8 protein-coding genes are annotated in these 9922 nt (G+C 33.5%); 6 read left to right on the forward strand and 2 right to left on the reverse strand.

The window, feature by feature from the left end; genetic code table 11:
* Positions 1–301 precede the first annotated feature (301 nt).
* Both B6D18_RS11595 and B6D18_RS11600 read left to right on the forward strand, forming a co-directional pair.
* Entirely contained in the window at positions 302–985 is a 684-nt protein-coding gene (locus B6D18_RS11595; RefSeq protein ID WP_086364594.1) for a LexA family transcriptional regulator, read from the forward strand.
* 253 nt (positions 986–1238) lie between these two features.
* Positions 1239–3074: an ABC transporter ATP-binding protein gene (locus B6D18_RS11600; protein ID WP_086364595.1), complete on the forward strand. Its 1836-nt coding sequence runs from the start codon at positions 1239–1241 to the stop codon at positions 3072–3074.
* Between the two features lie 53 nt (positions 3075–3127).
* Here the strand turns inward: B6D18_RS11600 and dacB are convergent, their stop codons facing one another.
* Positions 3128–4561 (reverse strand): serine-type D-Ala-D-Ala carboxypeptidase, encoded by a 1434-nt coding sequence (dacB, locus tag B6D18_RS11605; protein ID WP_086364596.1) that lies wholly within the window; start codon positions 4559–4561, stop codon positions 3128–3130.
* A 178-nt stretch (positions 4562–4739) separates the two neighbouring features.
* Here dacB and B6D18_RS11610 point away from each other — a divergent pair, with 178 nt between their 5' ends.
* Positions 4740–5768 carry a TerC/Alx family metal homeostasis membrane protein gene (locus B6D18_RS11610; protein ID WP_086364597.1) on the forward strand — a complete coding sequence of 343 codons (1029 nt, stop codon included), beginning with the start codon at positions 4740–4742 and terminating at the stop codon, positions 5766–5768.
* A 39-nt stretch (positions 5769–5807) separates the two neighbouring features.
* Here B6D18_RS11610 and cycA read toward each other — a convergent pair whose 3' ends face one another.
* Positions 5808–7181, reverse strand: a complete 1374-nt coding sequence (gene cycA, locus B6D18_RS11615) for a D-serine/D-alanine/glycine transporter (protein ID WP_086364598.1) — start codon at positions 7179–7181, stop codon at positions 5808–5810.
* A 199-nt stretch (positions 7182–7380) separates the two neighbouring features.
* On the opposite strand from cycA, the gene mltA reads away from it, so the two are divergent.
* From mltA to B6D18_RS11630, 3 genes are all read left to right on the forward strand, one after another.
* Positions 7381–8460, forward strand: coding sequence for a murein transglycosylase A (gene mltA / locus B6D18_RS11620; protein WP_086364599.1), 1080 nt, complete (start codon positions 7381–7383; stop codon positions 8458–8460).
* A 69-nt stretch (positions 8461–8529) separates the two neighbouring features.
* Entirely contained in the window at positions 8530–9111 is a 582-nt protein-coding gene (gene dcd / locus B6D18_RS11625) for a dCTP deaminase (RefSeq protein WP_065650757.1), read from the forward strand.
* 33 nt (positions 9112–9144) lie between these two features.
* A partial coding sequence (locus tag B6D18_RS11630; RefSeq protein ID WP_144063992.1) for an AsmA family protein occupies positions 9145–9922 on the forward strand: 778 nt, incomplete at its 3' end.

Genomic DNA, 9922 nt, shown 5'->3' on the forward strand with positions numbered 1-9922 from the left:
ATTCAATACTTAATCACTAAAAAAAAGCATTTTTTATCACATAAAAAGAAAAATAGACTCGCAGAAAAACAATGAAACCCAACAAAAAAGCAACGAAATAAATTTATTAAAAAAAACAAAAAATACTATTTTTTATTTGTAAATTCAATAAAATGACAAAATATAAAACGAGTTTTAAAGAATATGCATATTTAAAAACTAAAATGTTAAGAATATACATTTAATCGCTTATATAAAACTCATGAAAAATACAATATAATCATCAATCGGATGAATAAATAAAAACGAGACAAAAATAAATATGATTAAAAATAAAAATGTCAAAACTTTTAAAGACAGACTCAACACTTCAATGCAAGGCTTATCTGTATCTGCTTTTGCAAAAAAATGTGATATGTCAGAAACAGTAATTCGTGATTATTTGTCAGGAAAAACTTATCCATCATTGACACGATTAGAAGTGATTGCTGAGAAATGTAACGTATCATTTAACTGGTTAGCTACAGGTTATAAGCTAGAAATATTAAATCCTCAAGACGATGATGATGTCTATAATGAAAATATCTATCGTATCCCAGTTTATAAAAAACAGCTACCAACTAAAGAAGAAGCACAAAATCAACGTTATGTTCGTGAAACCCCTCCCGTAATGAATTATCCTGTAATTGAAGGTTGGGCATCTCACCGCGGTTTAGACATTAAAAAATTAATTTTTTACTGGGCTAAAGGTGATTTAATGGCACCTGATATCGAAAATAATAACGGCTTAATTATTAATACCGATATAAACGAAATTATTGATGGTGCTATTTATTTATTAGAATATGAAAATTTTACATTATTAAGAAAAATACGCTTAACACTCGGTAATTGGATATTAATCTGTAATAATGATCAATATCCAACAATTGAAGTACCCAAAGCTCATTTTGAAAAATACAATATTGTCGGCCGAGTAGTACAAGTTATAAAAGATGTTTTTTAAGACAATTATTAGTAATCTAAAGTTTTTCAATATATAATTTATTACACGAGGAAAGTATAAAAAAACCCCTTTCCTCAAAACTTTACTCTTTTCATAACATCAGTTTAATAGGTATATATTCAAGTGATTTTAACTTACTAATTCCATGTTTATGTTTGCAACTACAGCAATTAGTATTTTGCAAAACAAACATCACTTTTTTATATCATTGATAAATTTTCAATGAATAACCTTTTAACTAATTAGGTCAACTATGTATCGATTTTTTGAAAAATTGGTATCACCTTATCCAAAAGATGAACCACAACCAATGGCTAAAAATTTTTTTAGCTTTATTTGGCAATCCACTAAAGGAACTCGCTGTTTCTTATTACTATTAATAATATTGAGCGCATTAGCTGGTGCGTTTGAAGCTTTTTTATATGCGGCACTTGGCAAAGTGGTTGATTGGCTTGCAGCCGTATCACCAAATCAATTTTGGCAACAAGAAAAAACAACTTTAATCGTATTTACTATCATTATATTAGCTAGCACGATTATTATTGCCTTACAAACCATCATTAAGCATCAATGTTTAGCAGGAAATTTTCCAATGCGTTTGCGTTGGAATTTGCACAGATTAGTACTAAACCAAAGCATGCGTTTTTTTCAAGATGAATTTGCCGGTAGAATATCAGCAAAAGTCATGCAAACCGCGCTTGCTGTAAGAGATACTTGCTTTTTAGTTGCTGATATCTTTATTTATGTTCTGATTTCATTTATCACCATGGCAACCATCATAGGTCAATTAGATCTTTGGTTATTAGTTCCGTTTATGACCTGGTGTTTTTTTTATGGCATTGCTATGTATTACTTCATTCCACGATTAAGTAAAGTAGCAAGTATGCAAGCAGATGCCCGTTCAACCATGACAGGCCGTGTAACAGATGCTTATACAAATATCATGACAGTAAAACTGTTTTCTCATGCTGGTAATGAAGCAAAATATGCTCAGGAATCGATGGATGAATTTATGGTGACAGTGAATAAGCAAATGCGTTTAGTCAGTAGCTTTGAAATTGTTAATCATTTATTGTCTATTTTCCTAGTACTGGGCACCACCGGCTTATCATTATGGCTATGGAGCAATGACTTAGTTGGTGTCGGTGCAATTGCAACCACAACCGCAGTAGCATTAAGGTTAAATGGATTTTCACATTGGATTATGTGGGAAATGGCTTCACTATTTGAAAACATTGGTGTAGTTAAAGATGGTATTAATACATTTTCTGCAGCTAAGGCAAGTATTGATCAACCAAATGCACCAGCACTCAAAGTGACTGAAGGTAAAATTGAATTTAAACAGATAGATTTCAGTTATGATGAAAAATTAAAAAATGCCATTATTGATAATTTAAATTTAACTATTAAACCAGGTGAAAAGATTGGTTTAGTTGGCAGATCTGGCGCTGGAAAATCAACGTTAATCAATTTATTGTTGCGATTTTATGATTTGCAACATGGAGAAATCACCATCGATGGTCAGGATATCACCAAAGTAAATCAGGAAAGTTTACGCGCTCAAATTGGCATGGTAACCCAAGATACGTCGCTGTTACATCGTTCAGTAAGAGATAATTTATTATACGGAAACAATCATGCAACTGAACACAAGATGATAATCGCAGCCCAAAAAGCCCATGCTGACAGTTTTATTCAAGGTTTAGTTGATGCTAATGGTAGAACTGGCTATGACGCCTTTGTAGGTGAGCGTGGAATTAAATTATCTGGCGGGCAACGTCAACGGATTGCCATTGCTCGTGTTATTTTAAAAAATGCGCCAATATTATTATTAGATGAAGCTACGAGTGCACTAGATTCTGAAATTGAACAAGCCATCCAAGAAAGTTTATATACCTTAATGGAAGGTAAAACAGTTATTGCTATTGCCCATCGCTTATCTACTATTGCGGCGATGGATCGCTTAATCGTATTAGATCAAGGTAAAATTATTGAGCAGGGAACACATCAAGAATTACTCAGTAAAAATGGTCTTTATGCGCAACTTTGGAAGCATCAAAGCGGTGGTTTCTTAGCGGATAATTTCTAACTAAAAATATATGGACGATGATAATTACATCGCCCATATATTAATTCTATATATTAATTAATAAAGTTTTTATAAAATTCAGATTCAAATCGCATAATTGCACCATTTTTGGGCTCACCTTGACTATCGGCTCGATAGCCGGATAACAACTGTACAAAAGCGACATAACGGCCATCTGATTTTTGAATAAATCCAGCTAAATTATAGCTACCTTGAATATAGCCCGTTTTAGCCATAATCGCTTCTTTAAATGGAGCTTGATTAAAACTTTTGCGATTTTGTAGTGTCCCATCAACACCAGCAATCGGTAACTTTTCAATAAAAGCTAATTGATTATTATGAATTGAAATATATTGCAAAATCTCCATTAATTTATTCGCACTAACCAAGTTTAAACGCGATAAACCAGAACCATCAGCAATAACTAAATTTTCTAAATCAATTCCTGCTTTCTTACGTAAAATTTGTTTTACCGCATCACCTCCATTACGCCAAGTTCCTGACACTTTATAATAATGTGCACCTAAGGTTCTAAAAATAGTGTCAGCATATAAATTATTTGATTTTTTGAGCATGACGGTTAATAATTCAGAAAGTGGCGCTGATTGACTTGAAGTCAGTAATGTTAATCCACCAGCTGTTTTTTGTTTTCTTTCTACAACTCGACCATTATAAATGATCTTTTGTTGTTTTAATTCATTCTTTAAAGTCGTTGAAAAGTATTCGGTTGGATTAATTACCGCAAACTTTAATGGTGTTTTATCAGCATTCGACGCGATACATCCAGATAAATGATAGCGGTTTTTTTCCGTACTAACATCAAGCTCACAATATTTATCATTTAAATCGTTACTATTGGCAGCGATTGTTCTGACATCACCTGTCACCATAACCGGTATATTAGGTGATACAGATATCGAAGCTTTTGAATTAGTTTTACCTGGAGTAATGGTTGCAACAAAGCAGTTATCATCAATTGTTGCAGCCGATGCCGGGGCATTATAACAAGCAGTTAAATTATTCCATGACCACCCTTCTGCTTTATCATGACTAGCAAAAATAGAAGTATCTAAAATAACATTACCCGAGATCTTCTCTATACCTTTTTGACGTAAAGCGGTAATCATATTCCTTAATCTAGCACGATTAAAAGTAGGATCACCACTCAACTTGATAATAAGATCACCACTAAGCTGTTTATTCTTTAGAGAACCATTGGTATAAATACCGGTAATAAACCGAAAATTATCGCCAAGTTCAAGTTGTGCAGCTAATGCCGTTATTACTTTTTGCGTACTAGCAGGTTGTTTAAACTGATCACTTTTGTATTTTGCTAAGGTTTTAGGCTTACTACCAACAGTTTGCACTAAAATGGATAAATCACTTCCTTTGGGTAAGGATGAGATATAGGGTTCCACTGTTTGCGCAGATAATAAACATGAAAAAAAAGTAACAATGAAGAAAAAAGATACCTTTATATTAGTCATGAACGTATGCTCACATGAGGATTGAATAATGCTAGTTAAATAAAGATAACAAATATATCTTTTTTTGCTGGGCCTATCAATATATACTCAATCGCTTTTAACAATATGTTCCAAATACCAATACTCGTAATATTTTTCAATTTATTTCAAAAAATAACTTAATATAGGTAACATAGCTATGATTCAGCATTCATTAGGCTTTCCCATTGAAACAGTACTGATGTTTATAGTTCTGGCTTTAGCAGCGATTATAATTGATTTATACGCTCATCATAATGATAAGCCCATTAGCTTAACTAGTGCAATTATTTGGTCTTTATTTTGGATCTGCGTGGCGTTAGGATTTGCGCTTTATCTATATATACATCACGGTAGTGAAATAGCTAGCCTGTTTATTACTGGTTATGTACTTGAAAAAGCACTCTCTGTTGATAATTTATTTGTTATTATGGCACTGTTTTCTTGGTTTGCTATCCCTAACAATTATCGACATCGGTTACTTTATTGGGGAGTGATTGGTGCAATCATCTTCCGTGCTATTTTTGTCATCATTGGTACTGGTCTATTATCATTAGGGCCTTGGATGGAGCTTGTTTTCTCTGTCGTGGTTGCCTTAACTGGATTGATGATGCTAAAAAATCAAGGCAATGACGATGAGATAAAAGATTATTCAGAACATTTTGCTTATCGTATTGCTAAACGTATATTTCCTTCCTACCCTAAAATAGTCGGGCACCATTTCTTATTAACACAAAAACAACTCAATATCGAACTAGCCAAACCAGAAAATAGTGAACTGATCAACAAGATGCCCAAAAGTGCTTTATATGCAACACCACTCTTCTTATGTATCGTCGTGATTGAGTTAAGTGATGTTATGTTTGCTTTTGATTCAGTCCCTGCTGTAATTGCCGTTAGCCAAGAGCCATTAATTGTATATAGTGCGATGATATTCGCTATTTTAGGCTTACGAACCATGTATTTTGTTTTAGAAGCAATGCAACAATATCTTGTTCATTTAGGTAAGGCAGTAATTTGCCTATTATTTTTTATTGCCGCAAAACTTGCTTTAAATGCAACTGACCATCTATTTGGTTATGGAATTATTATTAGCCCAACCACCAGTCTTTATGTTGTATTAGGTATTTTATTGTTAGGTATTATTGCCAGTATTATTTGGCCTAACAAAATGAAGAATAAGAAATAAGAGATAATCGGCAGGCAGCCTGCCGATTGAAATTAAAATTTATGCGCGTTTTATTGAACGAATATAGTAACTAATACCTAAAATAAGAAACCAAATAGGTGTTGCAATAAGTGCTTGGCAAGTGTCTGTTTCAAAAGTTAATAACACAATCACAAAAGCAAAAAAAGCAAGGCAAACAAAACACATAAAAACACCGCCCGGCATCTTAAACTGTGACTCTTGATGTAATTTAGCTTTTTTACGACGATAGGCAATATAAGAAATTAAAATCATCGACCAAATAAACATAAATAATATTGCAGAAATTGTGGTTACAATAGTAAATGCTTCCATAACATTAGGAACTAAATAAATCAGTACTACTCCACCAAACAAGCAAGTACATGAAAATAGCAAGCCATTAGCAGGCACAGAACGCCTTGATAATTTACCAAATGGTTCAGGTGCATCCTGTTTTTTAGCAAGGCCAAATAACATTCTACTGGTTGAATAAATACCACTATTAGCAGAAGAAGCAGCTGAAGTTAGTACCACAAAATTAATGATACTGGCAGCAGCAGGTAAACCAATTAACGTAAACAATTCAACAAATGGACTTTTATTTGGTGAAATAAACTGCCAAGGCGTTACACTCATAATGATAATCAACGCAAAAACGTAAAAGAAAATAATACGTGCAGGCACTGAATTGATCGCTCGAGGTAAGTTTTTATTCGGGTCAAGAGTTTCAGCAGCCGTTGTTCCAACTAACTCAATTCCAACAAAAGCAAAAATTGCGATTTGGAAACCAGCAAAAAAGCCCATAGTACCATGAGGGAAGAAACCACCATATTGCCAAAGGTTAGAAAATGCAGCAGTAGTATTGGTTTGTTCTGAATGATAGGCAGTAAAGACTAAAACAAGGCCAATAGCAATTAAAGCTAAAATAGCCACAATTTTTATCATCGAAAACCAAAACTCAGTTTCACCAAACATTTTTACCGTCAACAAATTCAAGGTTAATAGAACGATAACCGTGAGCAACATCGGGATCCACGCTTGCAACGCAGGAAACCAATGCTGTGCATATCCGGCGATAGCCACAACATCAGCAATCCCAGTAATAACCCAACAAAACCAATAGGTCCAACCAGTAAAAAAGCCTGCCCAGGGACCTAATAAATCGTTAGCAAAGTCACTGAAAGATTTATAATTCAAGTTGGACAATAGAATTTCGCCCATTGCTCGCATAACAAAAAACAAAACAAACCCAATAATCATGTAGACAAAAATAATAGATGGTCCAGCAAGACTAATCGTCTTTCCAGAGCCCATAAATAACCCCGTACCAATTGCACCACTAATTGCTATTAATTGAATGTGCCGGCTGGAGAGATTTCGCTTAAGATCGTGATTTGAAGACGTAGTGTTCATCTTATTGATTACCTGTCGTTTTTACAATTTTCTATTTTTATATGGAATGGATGACTATAAAGTTAATGTCCTTAAATCGCAAGCTGAATCGTTATCAAAACTTTTTATGACATTATCATAATTATTGATAGTTTCTTATAATATAATTGTGTAGCATAACTAACTATATCATATAACTAATTACAATAAATTATTCAAAATGAAAGAAAACAAACGCAAATCTCATATCAACATATTGTCTATTTTATTGATTCTATTATTATTGACTGGGTGTCAAAGTGATTCACATGAAAAAAGTAAACAATTTAGAGATGGAAAACTAACAAACGATCTCAATATCAGCCATCCTCAGCTAGTCCTACCAGTCAATATTTCTGACTATATTATTCAAATTGAAAAATTAAAAACAACATCACCTTCACTATATCAGGAAAATGAACATGTTTATAAAGCTATTGATGCTTGGATTAATAGTTCATTAGGTTCAACAGAATTTCATAAAGTAGGACTAAAAAGCTATGAAATGGCAGGTAAAGATGGATATGGTAATGTTCATTTAACAGGGTATTATACTCCGGTCATCAAGGCCAGGTATCAGCCAACTGGTGAATTTAAATATCCAATTTATAAAATGCCAGCCAACTATAAAGGCCCCTTACCCAGTCGTGAACAAATCTATAATGGAGCATTAGCTGGTAAAGGACTCGAAATTGCTTACAGTAATTCATTAATGGATAATTTTATAATGGAAGTCCAAGGTAGTGCCTATATTGATTTTGAAGATGGTACACCATTAGTTTTCTTCTGTTATGGTGGGAAAAATGGTCAAGGTTATTCAAGTATAGGACGTATATTAATTGAACAAGGTGAAATTGCCAAAGAAGATATGTCCATCCAAGCAATTAAAAATTGGGCTAAAAATAAAAGTGAAAAACAACTTAAAGCACTATTAATTCAAAACCGATCATTTGTCTTTTTTGAACCGCAACATAATGCGGAAGTAACAGGATCTGCTTCAGTACCTTTAATTGCCAATGCTGCAGTAGCATCAGATAAATTATTAATTCCAACAGGTTCTGTCGTATTAGTGGATGTACCACTTCTTGATAATGATGGTCAGTATCGTGGTAGACGAGAAGTACGATTGATGGTGGCTCTTGATATTGGTGGCGCAATTAAAGGACATCATTTTGATCTTTATTTAGGCATTGGCGATAAAGCAGGTAAACAAGCTGGTTACTATAATCATTTTGGCCGAGCTTGGGTTTTACAACCTTAATTTGCCAACATCGACGTCAACCAAAGAACCTGCTAGAATAAGTTAAAAAAGCAGAATTAAGGATAACTTATGAGATTATGCGATCGTGATATTGAAGCATATTTAGATAGTGGTAAATTAAAAATCACGCCACAACCAGAATTAAGTTGTATTAATGGTGCAACGGTTGACGTTCGACTTGGTAATCAATTTCGTACTTTTAAAGAACATACTACCCCATATATTGATTTAAGTGGCCCCAAAGAGGAAGTTTCTGCTGTTTTAGAACGAGTTATGAGCGAAGAAATGATATTATCTGAAGGTGATGCTTTCTATTTACATCCCGGAGAACTCGCTTTGGCCGTTACGCTTGAATCAGTAACCATTCCTGATGATTTAGTAGGTTGGTTAGATGGACGTTCATCGTTAGCACGTCTAGGGCTTATGGTTCACGTTACAGCACACCGCATTGATCCAGGTTGGCATGGACAAATTGTTTTGGAATTCTACAATTCCGGAAAAATCCCTGTAGCACTTAGACCGGGCATGACTATAGGTGCACTAAGTTTCGAAACCCTTAGTGGCCCAGCCGCAAGGCCATATAACCGAAGACAAGATGCTAAATATAAAGATCAACATGGCGCAGTTGCTAGTCGTATTGATAAAGATTAATAACGTTTATAACCGTAATAAAGGAACATTAATATGATAAAAAAAATACTGGTTATTCTATTTATCTTAATTTTGGTTATTATTATCAGCATTGTATCTCTTATTGTATTTGTTGATCCTAATCATTTTCGAGGATATATATCTCAAACAGTTAAAGATAAAACAGGTTATGAATTAACTATTGACGGTGATTTGCGCTGGCATATCTGGCCTCAGGTAAGTATATTAACTGATGCGGTTAAATTATCTGATACTGGTGCTAAAAAACCTCTGTTGACAGCTGATAATATGCGACTTGATGTTGAACTTCTGCCATTATTTTCAAAGAATTTAGAGATTAAAAATGTATTTATTAAATCAGCATTAATCAATATTACTGACGAAAGTAAAGGAGATAATGCTAAAAATTATACCCAAACCGTAACATCTTCTACGGAAGAAAACATAAATACATCTGAAAATAAAAAGGATCAAACTAACTGGAAATTTAGCTTAAATAAATTTGAAATAGCCGATAGTACAGTAGCATTACAGAATAATAATGATTTGATCAATTTTAGAAATATCAATTTGTTATTAGAACAAAATAATGATAAAAATCTTTCAATCGCTTTAAAAGGAAATATTGACAAAAATCAGCAAGACCTATTTTATTCAATCAATGCCAATGTCGATTTAACTCAGTTTCCTGAAAAAGCCATTATCGACCTTAAAAAATTAGATTACACCTATAATGGTATAGCTAGTTCAGAGAATGCACTCAAGGGAAGCGCAACTGGTGTTTTTAATTATCAGCAAAGCCCTATGCAAA

The sequence above is a fragment of the Gilliamella sp. A7 genome (assembly GCF_002142015.1).
GTDB classification, from domain to species: domain Bacteria; phylum Pseudomonadota; class Gammaproteobacteria; order Enterobacterales; family Orbaceae; genus Gilliamella; species Gilliamella apis_A.